This is a genomic window from Mesorhizobium sp. M1A.F.Ca.IN.022.07.1.1, from assembly GCF_003997575.1.
Lineage (GTDB): Bacteria > Pseudomonadota > Alphaproteobacteria > Rhizobiales > Rhizobiaceae > Mesorhizobium.
On sequence record NZ_RZST01000044.1, the window covers coordinates 1 to 24082 of the forward strand.

A 24082-nucleotide genomic window follows, 5' to 3' on the forward strand; every position below is an offset into this window, starting at 1 on the left:
CCCTTCAAAAGCTTCGCCCGCGCCAGCTCCTGGCGCGCGATCTTCTGCGCCTGGACGAGAGAGTTCTTCGCCATGTCCTGCAGGCGCAGGCCGCCGAGCGGCAGCGTGATACCGTCGCCGATCGCCTCGCCATTGATGTCGACGAGTTCCAGGCTGCCGCCGCCAAGGTCGCCGGCGATGCCGTTGGCCGGATAGAAGCCGGAAATGATGCCAAGCGCCGAATAATGCGCTTCCTGGCGGCCGGAAAGCACGCGGATCTCGGTCTTCAGCACATCCTCGGCGCGGTGGATGAAGTCCGGGCCGTTGACCGCCTCGCGCGCGGCCGCGGTCGCCAGCACATAGATGTGCTCGGCGCCGGCTTGATCGGAAAGCGCGCGAAAACGGCGGAACTCCTCCATCGAGCGCGTCACCGCCTCGGGATCGAGCTTGCCCGTCGAAACGATGCCGCGGCCGAGGCCGGCCAGCATCTTTTCGTTGAACAGCATCGTCGGCGAGCGGGCCAGCCCTTCATAGACGACGAGGCGGATCGAGTTCGATCCGATGTCGATGATCGACAGCGGCCGCCGGTCCTGGAGCCGGCCCTGGGAGACTGAAATCACGCGGCGGCGTTCTTCTTGCGGCGCTTAAACTGTGCAATGCGCCTTGGCGCATGCGATTTCAGCGCGTCACCCCGTCCGGAAAGACTCGGATTGGTCATGAAATATTCCTGCGCGTTGAACGGTTCCTCGCCCTCCTCGAGCGCAGCGCGCCGGGAGGTGCCATCAGCCAATACGTCGAAACTTTGCTGATTGTCCATGATGTTGCCGAGCATGATCTGGCCAAGCACCTGTTCATGCACAGTCGGATTGGTGATCGGCACCAGGGTCTCGACGCGGCGGTCGAGATTGCGCGGCATGATATCGGCCGAGGAGATGTAGACGATCGCTTCGTCGGACGGCAGACCGTGGCCGTTGCCGAAGCAGTAGATGCGGCTGTGCTCGAGGAAGCGGCCGACAATCGACTTCACCCTGATGTTCTCGGAAAGACCCGGCACCTGCGGCCTCAGGCAGCAGATGCCGCGCACGACGAGATCGATCTCGACGCCGGCGCGGCTGGCGTTATAGAGAGCATCGATGACGGTCGGATCGACGAGCGCGTTCATCTTCATCCAGATACGGGCCGGCCTGCCTTCGAGCGCATGGGCGATCTCCTCGGCGATGTGCCTCAGGATGCGGTCGCGCAGCGTGAACGGCGACACCGCAAGACGCATCTCCTCGGCAGGCTCGGCGTAGCCGGTGATGAAGTTGAAGATCTGCGCGACATCGCGCGCGATCGTCGGGTCGGTGGTGAAGAAGGACAGGTCGGTGTAGATGCGGGCGGTGACCGGATGGTAGTTGCCGGTGCCGAGATGCACGTAATTGCGCAGCCGACCGTCCTCGCGGCGGACCACCAGCGACATCTTGGCGTGGGTCTTCAACTCCAGGAAGCCGAAGACGACCTGGACGCCGGCGCGCTCGAGGTCGCGCGCCCAGCGGATATTGGCCTCTTCATCGAAGCGCGCCTTGAGCTCGACGAGCGCCGTCACCGACTTGCCGGCCTCCGCCGCGTCGATCAACGCCCGCACGATCGGGCTGTCGTTCGAGGTGCGGTAGAGCGTCTGCTTGATGGCGACGACTTCCGGATCGGCCGCCGCCTGACGCAGGAACTGCACCACGACGTCGAAGGATTCGTAGGGGTGGTGGACGATGATGTCCTTCTCGCGGATCGCGGCCAGGCAGTCGCCGCCATGCTCGCGGATGCGCTCGGGAAAGCGCGGGTTGTAGGGCGTGAACTTGAGGTCGTCGCGCGGGATGGCGACGATCTCGGAGATCTGGTTGAGCGCCAGCGGCCCGGTGAGCACGCTGATGCGGCTCGACGATACTCCGAGCTCGCCGGCGACGAAGTCGCGCAACTCGGCCGGCATCAGCGTGTCGAATTCGATGCGGATGACGGAGCCGCGGCGGCGGCGCTTCAGCGCCGTCTCGAACAGGCGAACGAGGTCTTCCGATTCCTCCTCCACCTCGATATCGCTGTCGCGGATGATGCGGAACGTGCCCGAGCCCTTGACCTCATATCCAGGGAAGAGCTTGCCGATATAGAGGCCGACCGCTTCTTCCAGCGGGATGAAGCGGACATGATGCTTGCGGTCGGGCAGACGGATGAACCGCCGCAGCGCCACCGGCAAGCGCAAGAGCGCGCTCATCTCCTCGCCGTTCTTGCGGTGGCGCAGCTGCAGCGCCATTGAGAAACCGAGATTGGGGATGAACGGAAACGGGTGCGCCGGGTCGATCGACAGCGGCGTCAGCACCGGGAAAACCTGACCCTGGAAATGCTCCTCCAGCCAGGCCTTCTCGTCCTTGGTCAGGCCGTCGCGGGGGATGCTTTCGATGCCTTCCTTGTTGAGCAGCTCCATCAAGACCGACAGGCTCTTCTGCTGGTCTTCCTGCAGGCGCTCGACCTCGCGCAGCAATTGCTCCAACTGCTGCTCAGGCGTGCGGCCGTCCGGGCTCTTCAACGCGATGCCCTCGCGCACCTGACCGGCGAGGCCGGCGACGCGCACCATGAAGAACTCGTCGAGGTTTGCGGCCGAGATCGACAGGAAGCGGACGCGCTCGAGCAGCGGGTGATGCTCGTTCAGCGATTCCTCGAGCACCCGGCGGTTGAACTGCAGCCAGGAAAACTCGCGGTTGACGAAACGGTCTGGATTGCCGCCGTCCGGGCTCGCCGCCTCGACGGTGATGAACTCGCTCTGCACCGGCTTCAGTTCGTTCATGGTTCCTGCTCTTGGCCACAACGTCGTTCTTTGAGCGCCATACGCCGCCGGACGCGCTATGCACGCTCTAACACGCTTTTATGACGCATGATGTCACGGAATCGCTTCGTTTCCGGCCTCATGCGCTTAACCGGCTCAACTTATCCTCTGCCAGCCTTTTGCGACAGTTTCATTTCATCGATCTTGCAAACCGGCCGGTTATGATCCAGATGCAAACGGGCCGAACTGAAGGAGACGACGATGGCAGGCGGTACCATTCCCCATTTCCAGAACGACGCGGGCCATCCGGCGATCGATATCGGCGTCAAGGAATTCATGTGCACCGGCGCCAACCCGCCTTTCGACCACCCGCATGTATTCCTCGACATGGGCGACGACAATGAAAAGGTCTGCCCTTACTGCTCGACGCTCTACCGCTATTCGCCGAAGCTGAAGGCGACGGAAACCGAGCCTGCCGGCTGCCTCTATATCGACCAGGCCGCCTGATCGCGGATCTGGGTGACCGCTAGACCATGGAGGAGGCGCGGTCCCGGCAGGTCGTCATCGCCGGGGCCGGTATCGCCGGACTGACAGCAGCTCTTGCCTTTGCCGAACACGGCCATGCCGTCACGGTGCTGGAACAGGCCAGCCAGCTCGAAGCGGTGGGCGCGGGCATCCAGCTTTCCCCCAACGCCACCCGTATGCTCAGTCGGCTCGGCGCGCTCGACCGGTTGCGGCTGAGCGCGATCCGCCCGGAAGCGGTGGTGCTGAAGGGCGCTGCCACCTTGCGCGAACTGGCGCGCGTGCCGCTCGGCCAGGCCGGCGAAGAGCGTTGGGGCGCGCCCTATCTGGTGGCGCACCGCGCCGACCTGCAGGCGGCGCTGACGGCGCGGATGGCGGAGCATCCTGAAATCCAACTCGTCACCGGCGCGCGGGTAACGGACGTCGCTGTTCACCCGCAAGACATCGCCGTCGCCGCCGAAACGGATGGCGGCAGCATCGAGGCCGCCGGCGGCCTGCTGATCGGCGCGGACGGCGTCTGGTCGTCGGTTCGCAGGCTGCTTGCGGGTCGAGAGCCGGCCTTCGGGAAGAACCGCTTCTCGGGCGAGCTGGCCTGGCGCGCAACGGTTGCAGCGACAAGCGCCGCCGGCCAGGCTTTTGCAGCAATCGCCGCCGGCGACTGCATCACCGCCTTCCTCCATCCCGGCTTCCATATGGTCGCGTATCCGGTGAGCAAGGGCAGCGCCTTCAACCTGGCCGCCTTCACCAAGGGCGAGCGCATCGCCGAAGGCTGGTCCGGCCATGCGGACCCCGCCATCCTCGCCAGCGCCATGCGCGGTACGTCGCCGGCGCTGGCAAGGCTTGCCGGGCTTGCCGGGCCATGGACGGCGTTTCCGATCCACACCGTCGAGCAACGTCGCTGGACGATGCCGAAGGGCGTAGCCCTGATCGGAGACGCGGCGCACGCCATGACCCCGTTCGCGGCGCAGGGCGCGGCGATGGCGATCGAGGATGCCGCGATGCTCGCCGATCTGGTCGCCGAATTCGACGGCGATCCGCGGCAGAGCCTCACCACATGGGAAAATCTCAGGCGGCCGCGCATCGAGAAGGTGCTCAGACGCGGCGCACTCAACCGCATGGCCTGGCACGCATGGGGCCCGGTTGCGATCGCGCGCAACCTGGTGCTGGCGACGCGCCCGGCGGAGAAGCTCGCGGGAGATTTGGACTGGCTCTATGGCTGGGAGGAGCGGAACAGGCGGTGAGGCGTTCGCTGCAGCGGTGTCCTGCACGACCGCCAATGCTACCGCGCCTCGACAACTATGGAAGGCGAGACCGGCAGCGCGCTTCACCAACCGGTCGCTCAAAAGCCCGGCCGTTGGCGGCCGGGCTTCTCGAATTGGCGTCAGAAGCTCAGTGCAGGATCTGCGACAGGAACAGTTTCGTCCGCTCATGGCGCGGATTATCGAAGAACTCGGCCGGCGTGTTCTGCTCGACGATCTGGCCCTGATCCATGAAGATCACCCGGTTGGCGACCTTGCGGGCAAAGCCCATCTCGTGGGTGACGCACAGCATGGTCATGCCTTCTTCGGCAAGGCCAACCATCGTCTCCAGCACTTCCTTGATCATTTCAGGGTCGAGCGCCGAGGTCGGCTCGTCGAACAGCATGATGCGCGGGTTCATGCAGAGCGAGCGGGCGATCGCCACGCGCTGCTGCTGGCCGCCGGAGAGCTGTCCAGGATATTTGTTGGCCTGCTCCGGGATCTTGACGCGCTTCAGGAAATGCATGGCGATTTCCTCGGCCTGCTTCTTTGGCGTCTTGCGCACCCAGATTGGCGCCAGCGTGCAGTTCTCCAGGATTGTCAGATGCGGGAACAGGTTGAAGTGCTGGAACACCATGCCGACCTCGCGGCGCACCTCGTCGATCTTCTTCAGATCGTTGGTGAGTTCCTTGCCGTCGACGATGATCTTGCCCTTCTGGTGCTCTTCCAGGCGGTTGATGCAGCGGATCATGGTGGACTTGCCGGAGCCGGACGGGCCGCAGATGACAATGCGCTCGCCGCGCATCACCTTTAGGTTGATGTCTTTCAGCACATGGAACTCGCCATACCATTTGTGCATGCCGACGATGTCGATGGCGACATCTGTCGTCGAGATGTGCATCTTCTTGGCATCGACCTTGAGGTCTTCCGCGCTGACGGCGTTTTCGGTGGCCATGGCCAATTCCCCTTTTTATCGTTTGTAGCCGGTGTCCAGCCGGCGCTCGGTGTACATTGAATAGCGCGACATGCCGAAGCAGAACAGCCAGAACACGAAGGCGGCGAAGATCAAGCCGGACTTCGGGGTCTGCGGCGTCGCCCAGTTGGGATCGGAGAAATTCTGCTTCACCACGCCGAGCAGGTCGAACATCGAGATGATGAGCACCAGGCTGGTATCCTTGAACATGCCGATGAAGGTGTTGACGATGCCGGGAATGACCAGCTTCAGCGCCTGCGGCAGCACGATCAAGCCCATCTTCTGCCAATAGCCGAGGCCGAGCGAATCGGCGCCCTCATATTGGCCCTTCGGGATTGCCTGGAGGCCGCCGCGCACCACTTCCGCCATATAGGCGGCGGCAAACAGCGACACGCCGATCAGCGCCCTGAGGTACTTGTCGAAGGTAACGCCCTCGGGAAGGAAAAGCGGCAGCATGACGCTCGCGAAGAACAGCACGGTGATCAGCGGAATGCCGCGCACCGTCTCGATGAAGACGACGCAAAGCCATTTGACGATCGGCATCTGGGAGCGACGGCCGAGCGCCAGAGCGATGCCCAGGGGCAGCGACACGGCCATACCAACGAAGGAGAGACTGAGCGTCACCAGCAGCCCACCCCAGCGCGAGGTCTCGACATGCGGCAGCCCGAACACGCCGCCGACCAAAAGGAAGTGGGCGACGACCGGCAGCACGAGGAAGAGCAGGATGGCATTCAGCCCCTTGCGCGGCACGCGCGGGATCAGCATAGGCACCAGCAACACCACGAACAGGATGGCGACCAGGATAGGCCGCCAGCGTTCCTCGATGTGATAGGTGCCGAACATGAACTGGCCGAACTTGGCGTTGACGAAAGCCCAGCAGGCGCCGGTCCAGCCGTCGGGCTGGATGCCGCCTTGCGAGACGGTGGCGCAGACCGTGCGGTCCGGCCCGGTCCACACTGCGTTTATGAAGGCCCAGTTGATGACCTGCGGCAGGATCCAGGCGACTAGGGCGATGCCGAGGATGGTCAGGATAGTGTCGCCAACCGATGCGGTCAGGTTCTTGCGCACCCAGGCATAGGCGCCGCGCTCGCCAGGAGGCGCCGGCTGCGCCAGCGTCATCTCGGTGCGCACCCAGGACATGTCGTGTTCCTGCATGGCTCTACCTCTCCACCAGCGCCATTCTGGCGTTCACCACGTTCATCACCGCAGAGGTGACGAGGCTCAGCACCAGATAGGCGATCATCATGAGGAACACGCCCTCGACCGCCTGGCCGGTCTGGTTGAGCACCGTGCCGGCGGTGGCGGTGAGATCGGGGTAGCCGATGGCGATCGCCAGCGAAGAGTTCTTGGTGAGGTTCAGATACTGGCTGGTAAGCGGCGGGATGACGATGCGCATCGCCTGCGGGATCACCACCAGGCGCAGGATCGGCCCGGAGCGTAGGCCGAGTGCAGCCGCCGCTTCGCTCTGGCCTTTGCTGACGCCCTTGATGCCGGCGCGCACGATCTCGGCGATGAAGGCGGCCGTGTAGAAGGAAAGCGCCAGCAGGAGCGACAGGAACTCAGGCTTGATCTGAAATCCGCCTGTCAAATTGAAGGTCGACTGCTTCGGGAAGTCGAACGTAAGCGGCATGCCGGCGAGCAGGAAGGCGAGCACGGGCAGGCCGACGATCAGGGCGACGGAGGTCCAGAACACCGGGAATTGCTGGCCGGTGGCCATCTGCCGCTGGCGCGCCCGGTGCGCGACAAACCATGCCATGGCCAGCGCTACGACAAATGCAACCAGGATCAGCCAGGAGCCGTCGCCCCAGATGCCGCGCGGAAAATAGAAGCCGCGCTGGTTGAGGAAGGAGCCGAACGGCAGGTGATAGCTCTCGCGCGGCGGCGGCAGCACCGCGAGCACGCCCGAATACCAGAAGAAGATGACCAGCAGCGGCGGGATATTGCGGAAGATCTCGACATAGACCGTGCAGATCTTACGGATCAGCCAATTTTGCGATAGCCGGCCGATGCCAATGATGAAGCCGACTATGGTGGCGAGGACAATGCCGGCGGCGGCAACGATGATTGTGTTGAGCAGGCCGACGATGAGCGCACGGCCATAGGTTGCGTCCGACGTGTAGGCAATCGGCGTGTCGGAGATATCGAAACCGGCCCTGTTCCTGAGGAACTGGAAGCCTGAGGCGATGTGAAGGCGCTGGAGGTTCTCGATGACGTTGTTGACGATCCACCAGATCGAAACGAACAGAAGAATTACGACCAGCGTCTGAAAGAACAGGGCGCGTATTTTCGGGTCATTGATGAAGGAGCCGCGACCCGGCTCCTGCCGAAGGATTTCCTGCGAAGCCATAGACGATCCCCTGAAAAGAGAAACCGGGAGGCAGACGACCTGCCTCCCGGATCACATTTCCATCAGCGAACCGGCGGACCATATTGCAGGCCGCCCTTCGTCCACAGAGCGTTGATGCCGCGCGCGATCTTGAGCGGGCTGCCCGAGCCGACATTGCGCTCGAACATTTCGCCGTAGTTGCCGACCGCCTTGATGATGTTGACAACCCAGTCGTTGGAGAGGCCGAGATCGGCGCCGTACTTGCCATCGGGCTCAGTGCCAAGGAGGCGCTGGATGTTCGGATCGGTCGACGACTTCATCTCCTCGACATTGGCCTGCGTGATGCCGGCTTCCTCGGCATTGAGCAGCGCGAAATAAGTCCACCGCGCGATATGGGCCCATTGATCGTCGCCCTGGCGCACAGCCGGGCCGAGCGGTTCCTTGGAGATGATCTCGGGCAGCACGACGTGGTCGGCGGGCGAGGAGAGCGTCAGGCGGATGCCGTAGAGGCCGGACTGGTCGGTGGTGTAGGCGTCGCAGCGACCCGAATCATAGGCGGCGTTGACCTCTTCCAGCTTCTCGAACACGACGGGGTTGTACTCCATCTTGTTCTTCTTGAAGTAGTCGGCGAGGTTGAGCTCCGTGGTGGTGCCGCTCTGCACGCAGACCGCGGCGCCCGAAAGCTGCAGCGCGGAGTTCACACCCGGCAGCTTCTTGGCGTTGATCATGAAGCCCTGGCCGTCATAATAGGTGACGCCGACAAAATCGAGGCCGAGCGCGCTGTCGCGGTTGCTCGTCCAGGTGGTGTTGCGCGAGAGGATGTCGATCTCGCCCGACTGCAGGGCGGTGAAACGCTCCTTGGCGCTGAGCGGCGTGAACTTGACCTTGGAGCCGTCACCGAAGACGGCGGCCGCGACAGCGCGGCAGAAATCCGCATCGATGCCCTTCCAGTCGCCCTTGTCGTCCGGCGCCGAGAAGCCGGCGAGGCCGGTCGAGACGCCGCACTGGATGAAGCCCTTCTGCTTGACGGTGTCGAGCGTGCCGGCCGAAGCGGCGGACGCCATGAGCCCGAGCGCGGCGGCGCCAAGCATGCCCAATGCAATGTGTTTCATGACCCACAGACCCTTTTCTGTTACAGGCGCCCCTAATTGCAGGCGACGCTTGATCTTTTTTCGTTTGTGAATGCAGCTCCCACGTAGGCCCGCTCCCGGACCCGCATCGTTTCGCCGATGCACTGCCTCCCATTCACGAAACGCATCGAAGGCGATTATTCCTGTGAGGTCAAGGGAAATGACCGAATTGCGACACGTTTGAAAACCGATTGCTGCAAATCACAGAATTGCAGCCAAAAGCGCCCGCAAATTGGCCAAGAGCTGCAGCCGGGACCGGCAAGTCCGGCGCCATCGAAATTTTGGCCATTACCTGAACTCCCGCCTCTTACTACTTGTTGGCGGCAATGGAAGGACTGGCGTGATTCGTAGCGAAGAAAGGCGCGCCAGGCTGCCTCCGGCGCATCGTCGCCGGAAGCCTGCAAAGAGCACGAAAGATGAGCCGGCGACCTCTCATTTGGCCCAGCCAAACACCATCGCTTGGCGGGTTCGCAGCGGTTGCGCGACCAGTTCCATCGCTCTATGGCTGAGCCCCTGACACACTGCGACGAGCGACGAACTATGGGCGACGAGCGACGAACTATGGCGACAGACGGCAGCAACATCGGCATCAACACGCGGCTTGCGCATTCCGGCAACAACCCGCGCGACTATTTCGGCTTCGTCAATCCGCCGGTCGTGCATGCCTCGACGGTGCTTTACCCCGACGCCGCTTCGATGGCCTCGCGCAGCCAGAAATACACCTACGGGACGCGCGGCACGCCGACGATGGATGCGCTCACGCTCGCCGTCGATGCGCTGGAAGGGTCGGCCGGCACGATCGCCGTGCCGTCGGGACTGGCTGCGGTGACGATTCCCCTGCTCACCTTCGTCTCGGCCGGCGATCATGTTTTGATCGTCGATTCGGTCTATCACCCGACGCGGAATTTCGCCGATACGATGCTGAAGCGGCTCGGCATCGAAGTCGAATATTACGGTCCGCGCATCGGCGCCGGAATTGCATCGCTGATCAAGCCCAACACCAAGGTGGTGTTCACCGAGTCGCCGGGATCGAACACCTATGAGGTGCAGGACATTCCGGCGATCGCCAAGGCGGCGCATGCGGCAAACGCGCTCGTCATGATGGACAACACCTGGGCGACGCCGCTCTACTTCAAGCCGCTCGACCACGGCGTCGACATCTCGATCCATGCGGCAACCAAATACCCAGCCGGCCATTCGGACGTCCTGCTCGGCCTGGTCTCGGCCAATGAGGCTTGCTGGAAGCAGCTCTATGACGGGTTCTGCACGCTGGGCTGCTGTTCGGGCCCGGACGACATCTACCAGACGCTGCGCGGCCTGCGCACCATGGGGGTGAGGCTGGAGCAGCACCAGAAGAGCGCGCTCGAAATCGCGCGCTGGCTGGAGGAGCAGCCGGGCGTGGCGCAGGTGCTGCATCCGGCGCTGCCGAGCCATCCCGACCATGCGCTCTGGAAGCGCGATTTCTGCGGCTCGAGCGGCGTCTTTTCGATCGTTCTCAATGGCGGCGGACAGAAGACGCAGCACGCCTTCCTCGACGCGCTGACCATCTTCGGCCTCGGCTACTCCTGGGGCGGCTATGAGAGCCTTGCGGTGCCGGTTTTCCTCGGCGACCGCACCATCGCCAAGGGCTCCTATGCCGGGCCGCTGATCCGCCTGCAGATCGGGCTGGAAGACGTCGAGGACCTCAAGGCCGACATCCAGCGCGGCCTCGCCGCCGCGGCCGAGCCTGAGCGACGGTGCTAAATGCCGTTGCCAAACTGAATCCGCGGACGGCCGTAAAGCCTTGGCGCGATTGAGAAAGCCGAGGCCGCTGGCGGCATCTCGCAGGCGATCCGCGCTGCAATAATATTCTCTCCAGCCGCGAATATACGGATTGGTTTGGCTTCCAAATCCGTGGCTTCGGCGGCATTTCGGGCAGCGCAAATTCCACCATTCGACAGTTCAAGCCATTCGACCTGGGGCTGCCATGGCGTTCCGCCTCTTCGTTCCGATCCTTGCCGGCGCGACGCTGCGCGAGCGGCTGCTTGCCTGCATCGGCGCGACCATCGGCATCGCGCTGACCGGCGTGATCAGCGGGCTCGCCATGGGCAACGGACCGCATGTGGCGATGCTGGTGGCGCCGATGGGCGCGTCCGCCGTGCTGCTCTTTGCCGTTCCGTCGAGCCCGTTGGCGCAGCCCTGGTCGATCATCGGCGGCAACACGATCTCCGCGCTGGTCGGCGTGACGGTGGCGCATTTCGTGCACAACCCGGTGATCGCCTCCGGGCTGGCGGTGGCGCTGGCGATCGCCGCCATGTCGTTTACGCGCTCACTGCATCCGCCGGGCGGTGCGGCAGCCCTCACCGGCGTGCTTGGCGGGCCGGCCGTGATCAGCGCCGGCTTCCTGTTTCCCTTCGTGCCGGTGGCGCTGAACTCGATCATATTGGTGACGCTCGGTTTCCTGTTCCACAAGCTGTCGCGGCGCAACTATCCGCATGTGCCTCAGCCTGCCGCCAACAGCCACGGCACAGCCGACCGGCCGCCGGCGGAGCGCGTCGGCTTCCGGCCCGAGGATGTCGATGCCGCCCTGGCGGCACTCGACGAGACCTTCGACATCGACCGTGACGACATCGAAAGGCTGCTGCGCCAGGTCGAGCTGCAGGCGATGGTGCGCGCGCATCGGACGCTGCTCTGCCGGGACATCATGTCCCGCGACGTGATCTCGATGTCGGAGAACGCCACCGCCGACGAGGCGCGCAAGCAGCTTCTCGACCACAATATCCGCACCCTGCCGGTGGTCGACGCCGACGCGAGGCTGGTCGGCGCCGTCGGCCTGCGCGAACTGACGCAAGCGACCGACACCGTGAAGGGCGTGATGTCGAAGGCCGGCACGGCCTCGCCCGAGACGCCGGCGATGAGCCTGCTGCCGCTGCTGACCGACGGGCGCAGCCATGCGGTGGTGATCGTCGACGCCGGACGGCATATTCTCGGACTCATCACCCAGACCGATCTGCTTGCCGCCGCCGCCCGCGCGCAGGCTGCAGACAGGCCGCCGCTGAAAGCTGTAGCATAGCGCGCGACTGGATCGGGAAAATCCGGGAACCTTTTGCCGGCAGGCGCGTCCAATTGCCCGGATGCAACGCCTGTTGGGAGATCGGGGCGCGATGATGAAGTCAGCAAGTCAGGCCGCCGCGGTTTCGGCGGCGGAGGCCGGCGAGATGGCGTTGGTGCACCGGGCCCTGGCACGGGACCCGGGCGCCTTTCGCTTGATCATCAAGACGCACAACCAGCGGCTCTACCGCATCGCGCGCGGCGTGGTGCGCAACGACGCCGAGGCCGAGGACATCGTGCAGGAAGCCTATATGCGCGCCTTCGCCAGCCTCGACAGCTTCCGCGGCGATGCCTCGCTCTCGACCTGGCTGTCGCGCATCGTCATCAACGAGGCGCTCGGCCGGCTGCGCAAGAGAAAACGCATCGTGGCAATGCCTGAAAACCCTGACGCGCAGATCATCCGGTTTCCGTTGAATTCAAATGACCTGAACCCTGGCGACGATCCGGAGCGGACAATGGCGCAGCGGCAGATCCTCGGGCTTGTCGAGCGGGCGACCGACAGCCTTCCCGATGTCTATCGCACGGTCTTCGTCGCCCGCGTCATCGAGGGATTGAGCATCGAGGAAACCGCCGACCTGCTCGGCATCAGGCCGGAAACGGTGAAGACAAGGCTGCACCGGGCGCGTGCCTTGGTGCGCAAGGCGCTGGACGACGAGATCGGCCCGGTGCTGCTCGACGCTTTTCCTTTCGCCGGCCGGCGCTGCGAACGGCTCACGCAGGCGGTGATGAAGAGGCTGGGGTTCGAGGCCTGAGGCGCGTTCAGATTTTGCGAAGCCCGCGTTGAGGATAGGCATCGCCGCCATCGCCTCGTCATCCTGGGCGTAGCAGGAGCAAAGCGACGCGCGCAGACCCTAAGATGACGAAGTGATGAGTATGTGTCCCGCGACTTTTCCCGGGAACGTTTCGCCCTCTCCCGCATCCAATGGCCGTCAACTGAGAATGAAGCCCGGTGCCTCTGCGCCGGGCGAAGGAGATGCCATGTTTACCCGACCGACCGCAGCCCTCGCAGCCTTCCTCCTCGTCAGCGCAGCGCCGCTGGCTGGGGCCGCCGAGAAGCCGACCGACCCGCAGATCGCCCATATCGCCTATACGGCCGGCGTGCTCGACATCGAGGCGGCGAAGCTGGCGATCCAGAAGTCGAAAACCAAGGAGGTCGTCGACTTTGCCAAGGATATGGAGCGCGACCACGAGGCGGTGAACAAGCAGGCTCTCGACCTGGTGAAGAAGCTGAAGGTGAAGCCGGAAGACAACGCCACCAGCCAGGCGCTGACCAAGGCGGCGAAGGAAGAGCGCGCCAAGCTGGCGAAGCTCGAGGGCACTGCCTTCGACAAGGCCTATATCGAGAACGAGGTCGCCTATCACAAGCAGGTCAACGGCGCGCTCGAAACCCTGCTCATTCCTTGGGCCAGCAATGCCGAGCTGAAGAGCCTGCTGGAGACCGGGCTGAAAATCTTCCAGGGACATGAGCAGCATGCCGAGCATGTCGCCGGCACGCTGAAATGAGGGCGGGCGCGTTATCGCTGCTCGGCTCGCTGACGCTGGCGCTTGTCGCGCCGCCGGCGCTCGCCGCCACCATCAAGGTGACCATCGACAGGCTGGTCTACTCGCCGGCGAGCGTCGAGGCCAAGGTCGGCGACACGATCGAGTGGGTGAACAAGGACGTCATCGCCCACACCGCGACAGTGAAGGGCGGCTGGGAGGTGATGATCCCGCCGAAATCGAAAGGCAGGATCACGCTCAAGCAAGCGGGAGCGGTCGACTATTTCTGCCGCTTCCACCCCAACATGAAGGGGCACCTCAACGTGGCGCCCTAGTCCGCCGCGGGATCGCGCCGAAGCGAGGCGCGCCGTGCCTCGCTGAGCCGGGTGACGTGCGTCCATGAGCCGTCATAGATGGGCTGGCGCCGCTCGATCCAGGCGCTGAGCCCTTCGCCGAGGTCGGCGGTCGGGGCCATGCGGGCGAACTGCTCGGCCTCGACCAGCAGGCCCTCGGCGATGTTAAGGTTGATGCCGCGCGCCACCGCGGTGAGAATGCCAGCCACCGCCGCCTGCGAATGGCGGATGATGCGGTTCGCAAGATCGAGCGCGGCCGGCATCAGCTCCTCATGCGGCACGACTTTGTTGACCAGCCCGAGTTCCAGCGCCCGCGCGGGCGAGAAAGGCTCGCCGGTAAGCAGCAGTTCGAGCGCGCGTTTGCGCCCGGCAAGCCTCGGCAGGCGCTGCGTGCCGCCGAAGGTCGGCGGCATGGCGAGTTTTATTTCCGGCTTGGCGAACAGGGCACGGTCGCTGGCGACCGCCAGCGGCACCGCCTCGGTGATCTCGCAGCCACCGCCGAAGGCAAGGCCGTTGACGGCGGCGATGACCGGCTTGCGGAACGCTTCCAGCCGCGCCGTCAGCCGCTGGCCGCGCATGACGAAATCGCGCAGCGCGACATCCGTGCCTTCGGCCACGCTCAACGCGCATTCGTGGATGTCGCCGCCGGCCGAGAAGGCGCGCTCCCCTGCCCCGGTGAGGATCACGGCACGCACGGCATCGTCGGTCTCTATCCTGTCGAGGATCGCCAGCAGGCGGTCGATAAGGCCGTAATTTAGGGCATTGAGCTTTTCGGGGCGATTGAGCGTCAGCACCGCGACGCGGTCGCGGATGTCGCAAAGCACGGGCTCGGTCATAGTGTTCTCCTTAGCCGTTCGTTTTCTCCGCAATTCCGAACGGAAACCGCTGCGCAGTTTCCTGGAATTGCTCTGTGGAACGGCTGCAAGGGATCAGCTTCCGGCTTGTTTGTATATTCACTAGTCGGTATACTTGACGGATGACCGAGAAGCCCAATCCAACCAGGAAACGCCTCGTCGACGCGGCTGCAAAACTCTTCTATGCCGAAGGCATCGGCCGGGTCAGCGTTGATGCCGTGGCGGAAAAGGCGGGGCTGACCAAGCGCACGCTCTACTACCACTTCAAGAGCAAGGACGAGCTGATCACGGCCTATCTCGACAGCCGCGACCAGCCGAACCTCAAGCAGATGGCCGGCTGGTTCGAGGCGGCGCAAGGCGGCGCGGACAAGAAGGTCGTGGCGATCTTCACCCATCTGGCGCGCGTGGCGCGGCACGTCAAATGGAAGGGCTGCGGCTTCCTGCGCACGGCCGCCGAACTCGCCGCGATGCCCGGCCATCCGGCGGTGAAGGCGGGCTCGCGCCATAAGAGCAATTTCGAGAAATGGCTGGCGGGCGAGCTTTCTAGCCATGGCGTGCGCGAGCCGAAGATGCTGGCGCGCGAGATCGTGCTTCTGATGGACGGCGCCTTTTCCAGCATGCTGATCCATCACAATCCCGACTACATCACCGCCGCCGGCCACGCCGCCGCGACGCTGGTGCGGGCGCGGATGGCAGCGGCGTAGACCTCGCCCGGCGTCCTGACCCCGTGGACCGCGACGGGCGAGTCCGGCGGCCTCAGCCGCGCGCTGCCCCCTCCTCTGCCAGCAGCCAGTCGATCATGGCGGCGGCGGGCGCGGGCGGACGGTCGGGCGCCAAGATCGAGAGAGCGCGGCCGGTCGGCACGCGCAACTCGGGAAACGGCGCCACCAGCGAGCCGGCGGCGAGAGCGCGCGACACGAGCGCCTCATGCCCCATCAAAACGCCGGCGCCGTCGACGGCGGCCTGCACAGCCATGCTGTAGAGCGAGAATTCGGAGCCCGTCTCGATCGAAGGGCCTTTCACGCCGGCGACTTCGAACCAAAGGCTCCAATCCTCCGTCCAGGTGGTGTCCCAGAGCAGGAGCTGCGAGGAAAGTTCGGCCGGCGTCTTCAATTGCCTGGCCAGCGCCGGCGCGCAGACAGGAAAGATGACGTCGTCGCAGAGCTTGAAGGATCGGCCGGCGCCCGACCTGGTGAGGAAAATAGCGAGGTCGAAAGGCTCGCGCCGGAAGTCCGGCGGCTCTTCCAGCGCATGGATGGAGGGGCGCAGCGCCGGATGCGCCGCGCGCAAGGCCGGCAGCCGCGGCGCCAGCCAGAGCTGCGCGATCGAAGGCAATGCCGCGACGCTGACCTGCGGCCGGGGCGCCGAGATGCGCAATTCCTGCACGGCGAGCCCCAGGGCGTCGAAGGCGGTGGAAAACGAGGGCAGCGCCGAACGCCCAGCATCGGTGAGGTGCAGTCCTTGCGCGTGACGCACGAATAGCGGAGAGCCTAGCCAAGCCTCCAGCGCCTTCACCTGATGCGAGACGGCGGCGGGGGTCACGCCGAGTTCGTCCGCCGCCTTGGCAAAGCTTTCATGGCGTGCCGCCGCCTCGAAGGCCCTGAGGGCGTTGAGCGGCGGCATGCGCGGTCGCGGCGGATTGACGGCCATCTGCAGCTTTCCCAATGCCGCGCCGCCTGCCATGACGGCGCGGCAATGCTTCGAGCGAAAGAACGGCGACCGCCTGCGCTCGCCTCCAGGACCTCAAGTCTATTTGAGGGCCACCGGAACGAGCTTGCCGTCGACCTTCCGCCACTCAAATACGACGAAGCCCGGCTGCTTGATATCCCCTTTGTCGTCATAGGAGATGGTGCCAAGCACGGTCGGGATGGGCGCTCCCGAATGGAGATAGTCGGACGCCGCCTTCGGGTCGTCGACCTTGGCCTTGGCGATCGCCTCGGCGAGGATCTGGGTGGCGGCATAGGCATAGAGCGTGACGGCTTCAGTGGGCACGTTCTTCGCCTTCAGGTCGGCGACCGCGTCTTTGGCTTCGGGAAAGCTCGCCGGATCGGGGAAGGACGTCATCAGCGTGCCGGCCGCGCCATCGCCGCCGATGGCGCCGAACTCGCTGTTGGATATGCCGTCGCCGCCCATCAGGACCGTCTTGACGCCCTGGTCGTGCATCTGGCGCACGATGAGGCCGGCCTCTGTGTGCTGGCCGCCATAATAGACAAGGTCGGCGCCCGACTCCTTGATCTTGGCGACAAGCGCGCTGTAGTCCTTCTCGCCCGGGTTGATCTCCTCGCGCAGCACCTCCTTGCCGCCGCCGGAATTGTAGGCCTTGGCCATCTCGTCGGCGAGGCCCTTGCCGGCCGTTGACTTGTCGTCGACGATCGCGACCTTCTTGCCGGCAAAACGCTCGAGCACGAATTTCGCGGCGATGATGCCCTGCTGGTCGTCGCGGCCGCAGGCCCGGAACGCGTCCCATAGGCCTCGCTCAGTCACCATCGGGTTGGTGGCCGTGGGCGTGACGAAGAGCACGCCGTTTTCTGCATAAATCTCCGAGGCCGGAATGGTGACACCGGAATTGTAGTGGCCGACGACATAGTGCACGCCGTCGGCGACGAACTTGTTGGCGACCGACACGCCCTGCTTGGGGTCGGAGACATCGTCGCCAACCGAGACGCTGAGCTTTTGACCGAGCACGCCGCCATTGGCGTTATGCGCTGGATCGCCGTCTCGACGCCGACGCGGTACTGCTCGCCATAGGCGGCGTTCGGCCCCGACATCGGGCCGGCGACGCCCAGCACGATATCCGCCCTGGCGACGCCGGCGGCGGCGGCCATCAGGGCAGCAGTCATCAATCGCAGAATCATGCGCATGGTCATTCCCCTTTGTTGAAGAAGGCGGGCTTCTCGCCCGCGGCCCTTGCTTTTGACGAAGCGGGCTCCCTGCCCGCGGGTTCAGGCGCTCAGCTGACGAAATGCAGCTTCGTGAACCGGCGCCGGAATGCACTCACATCCGCCGCGACATCCTCCACGGCATCGTTGCCACGCAGTCCCCTGGCGATGAGGGCGGCAAGCTCGGGCATGTCCTTCTCCGTCATGCCCCAGCGCACGATCTCGGGCGTGCCGAAGCGCAGGCCGTTCATGTCGCCATCGACCGCCGTGACCGGCAGGCCGATGCCGCAGGTGAGGATGTTTGCACGCCTCAGCCGCTTCGCCGCCGCCTGGCCGCCGCCGAACTCCGCCGCTTCGATGGCGAACTGGTGCGAGGCGGTGTGCCCCTTGGCGGTCGAGAACACCGGCAGGCCGCGCTCAGCCAGCGCGCTTGCCAGCGCCTTGGCGGTGCCGGCCATGGCGGCGGCATAGGCCCGGCCATGCGCCTTCCAGTCGAGCATGGTGATGGCCAGGGCGGCGGCCTTGGCGGCATCGAAATTGGCGGTCATGCCGGGAAAGGCGATGCGGTCGAGCTTTTCGGCGATCTCGGCGTCGTTGGTGACGATCAGGCCCGAAGGCGGGCCGCCGAGGCTCTTATAGGTGCTCATCGTCATCAGATGGGCGCCCTCCTCCAGCGGCTGCTGCCAGGCCTGTCCGGCGATCATGCCGCAGAGATGCGCGGCATCGAACAGCACCAGCGCACCGACCTCGTCGGCGATCGCCCTGATTTCCTGGATGGGATGCGGCAGCAGATTGAGGCTGCTGCCGATGGTGATCATCTTCGGCCTGATCTTAAGGGCAAGCGCGCGCAGCCTCTCGATATCGACCGTGTAGCCGCCGGCATCGACGGGCGCGGCATGAATCTCCAGCCCGTACAGGCCGGCGCAGCCCGCCATATGGTGCGTGACATGGCCGCCGATGGCCGGCGGCGGCGCGATGATGGCGTCACCCGGCCGCGCCGCGACCATGAAAGCATAGAGGTTGGCGATGGCGCCGGAAGGGACGCGGATTTCGGCGTATTTCGCGCCGAAGACTTGCGCCGCCAGCTCGGCGGCGATGACCTCGATGCGTTCGACGCCCTCCAGCCCCATCTCGTATTTGTCGCCGGGATAGCCGAGCGACGGACGCGAGCCGAGCCGGGCGGCAAGCGCGGCCTCCGCCTTCGGGTTCATCACATTGGTCGCCGGATTGAGGTTGATGCAGTCGGCCTCGTGGATTCGCCGGTTGAGCGCGATGCCGCCCTCTATCGCGGCGAGCACGGCGTCGTTCCCCTGCCCGCTTGTGGCCGTCGCCAGCGCCTGGATAAAATCCTCGCAGTGCGTGGGAACCCAGGGCCTGCGGGCAAGAGCGGTCATCGAAGCCTCCCTGTTGCCGGATGCGATGTCCGGCTCGTCAGGGCATGGTGGAGGCTTGGCCGGCCGAGCGCAAACGAGTAGTTCTAGCGGCTAGGCTTACAAAATTTAGGGGTAGGAATTAGGGCAATGCGCCTGACTTAGGTGGTGCAATGCAGGAAGCGGATGGTCATTATAAGGAGAGTCTTTATAACGGTCGATCTGATCATGACCACCAAGGGGAGACGATGCGCTACATACGTCCGCAATCAATAGAAGAGGCCGCCGGCCTGTTGGCCAGCGCGGCCGGCCCGGCCGCGATCCTTGCCGGAGGCAGCGACCTTCTGGTGAGGATGAAGGGCGGCTTCATCGAGCCCGAGCTGATCGTCGACATCAAGGCGATCGCGGGCCTTAGCGAAATCAAGGAAACGGCAGAAGGCTTCAGCATCGGCGCCGCGGTGCCCTGCGCGGTGCTCGGCGAGAACGCGGCGCTGAAGAAGGCCTGGCCGGGCGTCGTCGAGGCGGCCAAGCTGATCGGCTCGAAGCAGGTGCAGGGACGCTGCACAATCGTCGGCAATCTCTGCAACGCCTCGCCCGCCGCCGACAGCGTGCCGGCGTTGGTGGCTGCCGGCGCCGAGGCCGTGGTTGCCGGGCCGAACGGCAGGCGCACGATCCCCGTGGAAGCCGTGCCGACCGGACCGGGCCGTACCTCGCTGGCCAAGGGCGAGATCATCGAGGCGATCCTGCTCGACAAGCGCGCGCCAAATGCGGGCGACGCCTATCAGCGCTTCATTCCGCGCACCGAGATGGACATCGCCGTGGTCAGCGCCGGCGTGAACCTGACGCTCGGCGAGGCGGGCGCGATCAAGTCGGCCCGCGTGGCGCTGGGCGCCGCGGCGCCCACGGTGCTGCTGGTCGAGGAGGCGGCCGAGGTGCTCGTCGGCTCGAAGCTGGATGAGGCGACGCTGGAGCGGCTCGCCAAGATCTGCGCGGGCGCCTGCCGACCGATCGACGACAAGCGCGGCACCATCGAATTCAGACGGAAAGTTGCGGGTGTGCTGGCGAAGCGTGTCGCCACCACCGCCTATGAGCGTGCAGGAGGCAAATGATGGCCGGTGTAGCGGTTTCAACGACAATCAACGGCGACCACGTCGAATATCTTTGCCAGCCGGACGAGACGCTGCTCGAAGTGCTGCGCGACCGGCTGGGACTGACCGGCGCCAAGGAAGGCTGCGGGACCGGCGACTGCGGCGCCTGCAGCGTCATCGTCGACAACCGGCTGGTGTGCTCCTGCCTGGTGCTCGGCGCCGAGGCCGAAGGCCGCCAGATCGAGACCATCGAAGGCATGGCGCATGGCGACCAGCTGCATCCGCTGCAGCAGAAATTCCTCGAGCACGCCGCCTTGCAATGCGGCATCTGCACGCCAGGTTTTTTGATTGCGGCGAAGGATCTGCTCGAGAAGAACCCCTCCCCGACCGAGGAGGAAATCCGCTTCGGGCTCGCCGGCAATCTCTGCCGCTGCACCGGCTATGACAAGATCGTGCGCGCCGTCCAGGACGCGGCAAACGTGATGAAGGGAGCCTGAGATGAATTTCGATCCGCGCTACTCGGGACGCAGCTTCTCATCTGTCGGCACGCGCCCCCTCCGCCCCGACGGCGTCGACAAGGTGACGGGACGCGCCCGCTACGGCGCCGACTTCAACATGGCCGGGCAGCTGGTCGGCCGTGTGCTTCGCAGCCCGCACGCCCACGCGATCATCAAGAAGATCGACACCTCGAAAGCCGAAAAGCTCGCCGGGGTGAAGGCGGTGATCACGGCGAAAGACCTGCCGGACCTGACCGATGGCGATGCCGGCATGTTCGACACCCTCGACAATTGCATGGCGCGCAAGAAGGCGCTCTATGACGGCCATGCCGTGGCCGCGGTGGCGGCGATCGATGCCCGCACCGCCAGGCAGGCGCTGAAGCTGATCGAGGTCGACTATGAGGTGCTGCCGCATGTGACCGACGTCGACGAGGCGATGCAGCACCACGCCCCGCTCATCAACGATGCCATCTTCACCGAAGGGCTGGAGGAAAAGCCGGTCAAGCCGTCCAACGTCTCCAAGCGCACGCAATACGGCCATGGCGACGTCCACCAGGGTTTTGCCCAGGCCGATTTCGTCGTCGAGCGCTCCTTCAAGACCGAGCAGACGCATCAGGGCTATATCGAGCCGCATGCCTGCGTGGCGAGCGTCAATCCCGACGGCACGGCCGATCTCTGGGTCTGCACGCAAGGCCATTTCGTCTATCGCCAGCATTGCGCCCAGCTGCTCGGCCTCGAAGTCTCGAAGCTGCGCGTCACCTCTTCCGAGATCGGCGGCGGCTTCGGCGGCAAGACCCATGTCTGGGCCGAGCCGGTGGCGCTGGCCCTGTCGCGCAAGGCCGGCCGCCCGGTGAAGCTGGTGATGACCCGCGACGAAGTGTTCCGCGCCTCGGGGCCAACCAGCGCCACCTCGATCGACGTCAAGATCGGCGCGAAGAAGGACGGCACCATCACCGCCGCCGAAGCGACGCTGCGCTACACCTGCGGCCCCTATGCCGGCATGTGGGCGGAGATCGGGGCCATGACGGCATTCGCCTGCTACAAGCTGGAGAACGTCAAGACCGTCGGCTACGAGGTGCTGGTCAACCGGCCCAAGACCGCGGCCTATCGCGCGCCTTCGGCGCCGATGGCGGCGTTCGCGGTGGAAAGCGCTGTCGACGAGCTCGCCAAGAAGATCGGTATCGACCCAGTCGAGTTCCGCATCAAGAATGCGGCGCAGGAAGGCACCCGCGCCTCCTACGGCCCGGTCTACGGCCCGATCGGCATCGGACCGACGCTCGAGGCGGTCAAGGAGCACCCGCATATGCGCGCGCCGCTGGCTCAGAACCAGGGCCGCGGCATGGCCTGCGGCTTCTGGTTCAACTTCGGCGGCCAGACCTGCACCGACTTGAACATCGGCATGGACGGCACGGTGTCGCTCGCCGTCGGCACGGTCGACGTCGGCGGTTCGCGCGCGTCGCTGTCGCTGGTGGCGGCGGAAGAGCTCGGCATCGACTACAGCCAGGTGAAGGCGATCGTCGCCGACACTTCCAGCCTCGGTTACAACGACATGACCGACGGCAGCCGCGGCACCTTCTCCTCCTCGATGGCGACCATCTCGGCCGCCCGCAACGCCATCAAGGTGCTGCGCGAGCGCGCCGCGCAGATGTGGGACATCTCGGTCGACGACGTTGCCTGGGAAAAAGGCCACGCGGTCGCCAAGGGCGAGAAGCACGGCAATCTCGGCAAGCTGTCGCTGAAGGAGATCGCCGCACAGTCCGGCAAGACCGGCGGGCCGATCGCCGGCCATAGCGAGCTCGTCGCCGACGGCGCCGGCGTCTCCTTCGCCACCCATATCTGCGACGTCGAGGTCGATCCCGAGACCGGCTCGACCAGGGTGATCCGCTACACGGTGGTGCAGGATGCCGGCAAGGCCGTGCACCCGACCTATGTCGAGGGCCAGTACCAGGGCGGTGCCGCGCAAGGCATCGGCTGGGCGCTCAACGAGGAGTATATCTACGGCAAGGACGGCCGCCTGCAGAACCCGGGCTTCCTCGACTACCGCATCCCGGTGTGCTCCGACCTGCCGATGATCGACACGCAGATCCTCGAAATCCCCAACCCCAACCACCCCTACGGGGTGCGCGGCGTCGGCGAGACCTCGATCGTGCCGCCGCTGGCGGCGATCGCCAACGCGGTGTCGAACGCGGTGGGCGTGCGCATGAGCCACATCCCGATGTCGCCGCCGCGGATTCTTGCAGCGCTCGAGGCCGAACGGGAAGGCTAGCATGCTGAAAAGCGCGAAGCGGTTTTCAGCTCACGTCACGGTCCAATGAGGATCAGGCGATAATGGTCCAAGTCACGCTCTGGGGCTCGCTCAGCGCCGCCGCCGGAGGCAAGGACAAGCTCGACATCGAGGCCAAGGACATCAGGGAGCTGTTCCGCAAGCTTGCGGAACAGCATCCCGCGTTCGAACCCCTGCTCGATCGCGGCATCGCGGTCGCGATCGACGGGACGATCTATCGCGACACGTGGTCGAAGGAACTGCCGCCGGGGGCGGAGATTTTCCTGCTGCCGCGGCTGGCGGGTGGATAGGCGGAGCGGCGGACCGCCTTCGCCGGATTCGCGCTGAGCCTCACCCCTTTTTGACAGAGCCGGCAGTGACCTCATCCTTGTGCGCGGCAAAGGCTTCCAGGACCTCGGTCTTTTCGGCTTTCGGAACCTTGAAGCGGTCGAGCGTCCGCCCGAGTTCCGCTGCGACCTCGTCGAACTCGGCGGGAGAAATCTTCAGGTCCTTGTGGGCCTCCTCGAGGCCGAGCGGCGTCGCGCCCGGCTCGGTGGCCACGAACTTGAAGGGGCCGCCGGAAACATCGCACACCCACAGCGTACGCATGAACTTGAGGCCCGGCAGCCGTTCGAGGTTCTTGGTGTGCCATTTGCGCAGTTGCGGGTTCTTGGACTTCTTGCCGACGATGGGGTTTTTCACGACGGCGTCGCTGAAGTGATCGACCACGGCTGCGATGGCGAACACGCCTCCCAACCGATCGTATAGACTCTTGTCCGGCGCGGTCTGCTTGGTCTGCGCCAGCGCATCGCCGGCGGGCAACATGGCGGTCGACGCGGCCGCCGCCGCCAGCACGGCGACGACGCTTCGTCTCGAAAGAGAGGTCGAAACAGCCGTTTTCATCTCCGGTACCTCCGTTGGGCCAGAGCCGGCCGCTCTGGCGGCTTCAATGCGTGATTGCGGGACATATGCACTTTGCCTCAAACGGCATCGTATGAGGAACTAACGAAACTGCGCCCGAAATATTCCTCCGGCGGACCGGCAGCCTGGGGTCTATTCACGATGGCTAAAATTTTGCGTGACGGAGACGGATACATAAACGGCGTCGCGCGTTAATGCGCCTATGGCTGACGGGCTCTTCCGTGAATCGTGGCCTCGCGGAAACGGCGAGATGGCGCGATTCATTCGCGAATATCCCTGGTCGGAAAGCCCGCTCGGGCCGATCGAGACATGGACGCTCAGCCTGAGGA

Annotated in this window: 21 protein-coding genes and 2 pseudogenes; 12 read left to right on the forward strand and 11 right to left on the reverse strand. The window is 64.9% G+C overall.

Annotated features, from left to right (window positions below):
- Together EOA75_RS07905 and EOA75_RS07910 are read right to left on the reverse strand one after the other, a co-directional pair.
- Window positions 1–599, reverse strand: a pseudogene (locus EOA75_RS07905) (exopolyphosphatase); the annotation flags it as partial.
- On the reverse strand, window positions 596–2791 hold the full coding sequence (locus EOA75_RS07910) for an RNA degradosome polyphosphate kinase (protein ID WP_127324010.1): 2196 nt from the start codon (window positions 2789–2791) through the stop codon (window positions 596–598). The gene EOA75_RS07910 and the pseudogene EOA75_RS07905, both read right to left, overlap by 4 nt.
- A gap of 240 nt (window positions 2792–3031) precedes the next feature.
- Between EOA75_RS07910 and EOA75_RS07915 the strand changes: the two genes are divergently transcribed.
- A complete protein-coding gene (locus tag EOA75_RS07915; RefSeq protein ID WP_066997164.1) occupies window positions 3032–3277 on the forward strand; it encodes a zinc-finger domain-containing protein in 246 nt (81 codons plus the stop codon).
- Window positions 3278–3303: 26 nt separating this feature from the next.
- The gene (locus tag EOA75_RS07920; protein WP_127324011.1) at window positions 3304–4533 is read left to right on the forward strand and encodes an FAD-dependent monooxygenase; all 1230 of its coding nucleotides are present in this window, start codon (window positions 3304–3306) and stop codon (window positions 4531–4533) included.
- Between the two features lie 148 nt (window positions 4534–4681).
- On the opposite strand, the gene EOA75_RS07925 is transcribed toward EOA75_RS07920, so the two are convergent.
- The 4 genes from EOA75_RS07925 to EOA75_RS07940 form a co-directional block, all read right to left on the reverse strand.
- Entirely contained in the window at window positions 4682–5485 is an 804-nt protein-coding gene (locus EOA75_RS07925; protein WP_066997155.1) for an amino acid ABC transporter ATP-binding protein, read from the reverse strand.
- 15 nt (window positions 5486–5500) lie between these two features.
- Entirely contained in the window at window positions 5501–6658 is a 1158-nt protein-coding gene (locus EOA75_RS07930; RefSeq protein ID WP_067324810.1) for an amino acid ABC transporter permease, read from the reverse strand.
- A 4-nt stretch (window positions 6659–6662) separates the two neighbouring features.
- A complete protein-coding gene (locus EOA75_RS07935; protein ID WP_127324012.1) occupies window positions 6663–7850 on the reverse strand; it encodes an amino acid ABC transporter permease in 1188 nt (395 codons plus the stop codon).
- Between the two features lie 62 nt (window positions 7851–7912).
- Window positions 7913–8941 carry an amino acid ABC transporter substrate-binding protein gene (locus tag EOA75_RS07940; RefSeq protein WP_066997146.1) on the reverse strand — a complete coding sequence of 343 codons (1029 nt, stop codon included), beginning with the start codon at window positions 8939–8941 and terminating at the stop codon, window positions 7913–7915.
- 579 nt (window positions 8942–9520) lie between these two features.
- On the opposite strand from EOA75_RS07940, the gene EOA75_RS07945 reads away from it, so the two are divergent.
- From EOA75_RS07945 to EOA75_RS07965, 5 genes are all read left to right on the forward strand, one after another.
- Window positions 9521–10702: a cystathionine beta-lyase gene (locus EOA75_RS07945; protein WP_127324013.1), complete on the forward strand. Its 1182-nt coding sequence runs from the start codon at window positions 9521–9523 to the stop codon at window positions 10700–10702.
- A gap of 223 nt (window positions 10703–10925) precedes the next feature.
- Window positions 10926–12011, forward strand: a complete 1086-nt coding sequence (locus EOA75_RS07950) for an HPP family protein (protein WP_095802569.1) — start codon at window positions 10926–10928, stop codon at window positions 12009–12011.
- A gap of 94 nt (window positions 12012–12105) precedes the next feature.
- Complete coding sequence (locus tag EOA75_RS07955; protein ID WP_095824661.1) at window positions 12106–12801, forward strand: RNA polymerase sigma factor; 696 nt, start codon at window positions 12106–12108, stop codon at window positions 12799–12801.
- Window positions 12802–13027: 226 nt separating this feature from the next.
- Complete coding sequence (locus EOA75_RS07960) at window positions 13028–13552, forward strand: DUF4142 domain-containing protein (protein WP_127324014.1); 525 nt, start codon at window positions 13028–13030, stop codon at window positions 13550–13552.
- Window positions 13549–13863, forward strand: a complete 315-nt coding sequence (locus EOA75_RS07965; protein WP_127324015.1) for a cupredoxin family copper-binding protein — start codon at window positions 13549–13551, stop codon at window positions 13861–13863. Before EOA75_RS07960 ends, EOA75_RS07965 begins: the two co-directional genes overlap by 4 nt.
- Here the strand turns inward: EOA75_RS07965 and EOA75_RS07970 are convergent.
- Window positions 13860–14717, reverse strand: a complete 858-nt coding sequence (locus EOA75_RS07970) for a crotonase/enoyl-CoA hydratase family protein (RefSeq protein ID WP_127324016.1) — start codon at window positions 14715–14717, stop codon at window positions 13860–13862. The genes EOA75_RS07965 and EOA75_RS07970 overlap by 4 nt on opposite strands.
- A gap of 140 nt (window positions 14718–14857) precedes the next feature.
- Here EOA75_RS07970 and EOA75_RS07975 point away from each other — a divergent pair, with 140 nt between their 5' ends.
- Window positions 14858–15439, forward strand: coding sequence for a TetR/AcrR family transcriptional regulator (locus EOA75_RS07975; protein ID WP_127216118.1), 582 nt, complete (start codon window positions 14858–14860; stop codon window positions 15437–15439).
- A gap of 52 nt (window positions 15440–15491) precedes the next feature.
- Here EOA75_RS07975 and EOA75_RS07980 read toward each other — a convergent pair whose 3' ends face one another.
- From EOA75_RS07980 to EOA75_RS07990, 3 genes and pseudogenes are all read right to left on the reverse strand, one after another.
- Window positions 15492–16385: a LysR family transcriptional regulator gene (locus tag EOA75_RS07980; protein ID WP_245459071.1), complete on the reverse strand. Its 894-nt coding sequence runs from the start codon at window positions 16383–16385 to the stop codon at window positions 15492–15494.
- 99 nt (window positions 16386–16484) lie between these two features.
- Window positions 16485–17596, reverse strand: a pseudogene (locus EOA75_RS07985) (branched-chain amino acid ABC transporter substrate-binding protein).
- Window positions 17597–17685: 89 nt separating this feature from the next.
- Entirely contained in the window at window positions 17686–19008 is a 1323-nt protein-coding gene (locus EOA75_RS07990; RefSeq protein WP_127214690.1) for an aminotransferase class I/II-fold pyridoxal phosphate-dependent enzyme, read from the reverse strand.
- Between the two features lie 224 nt (window positions 19009–19232).
- Here EOA75_RS07990 and EOA75_RS07995 point away from each other — a divergent pair, with 224 nt between their 5' ends.
- From EOA75_RS07995 to EOA75_RS08010, 4 genes are all read left to right on the forward strand, one after another.
- Complete coding sequence (locus EOA75_RS07995) at window positions 19233–20093, forward strand: xanthine dehydrogenase family protein subunit M (RefSeq protein ID WP_067324793.1); 861 nt, start codon at window positions 19233–19235, stop codon at window positions 20091–20093.
- Entirely contained in the window at window positions 20093–20569 is a 477-nt protein-coding gene (locus tag EOA75_RS08000) for a (2Fe-2S)-binding protein (protein ID WP_127324017.1), read from the forward strand. Before EOA75_RS07995 ends, EOA75_RS08000 begins: the two co-directional genes overlap by 1 nt.
- 1 nt (window position 20570) lies before the next feature.
- The gene (locus EOA75_RS08005) at window positions 20571–22835 is read left to right on the forward strand and encodes a xanthine dehydrogenase family protein molybdopterin-binding subunit (protein WP_127214688.1); all 2265 of its coding nucleotides are present in this window, start codon (window positions 20571–20573) and stop codon (window positions 22833–22835) included.
- Window positions 22836–22897: 62 nt separating this feature from the next.
- Entirely contained in the window at window positions 22898–23143 is a 246-nt protein-coding gene (locus tag EOA75_RS08010) for a MoaD/ThiS family protein (protein WP_066997117.1), read from the forward strand.
- 40 nt (window positions 23144–23183) lie between these two features.
- On the opposite strand, the gene EOA75_RS08015 is transcribed toward EOA75_RS08010, so the two are convergent.
- Window positions 23184–23687, reverse strand: coding sequence for a group 1 truncated hemoglobin (locus tag EOA75_RS08015; protein WP_245307528.1), 504 nt, complete (start codon window positions 23685–23687; stop codon window positions 23184–23186).
- Window positions 23688–24082: the final 395 nt, after the last annotated feature.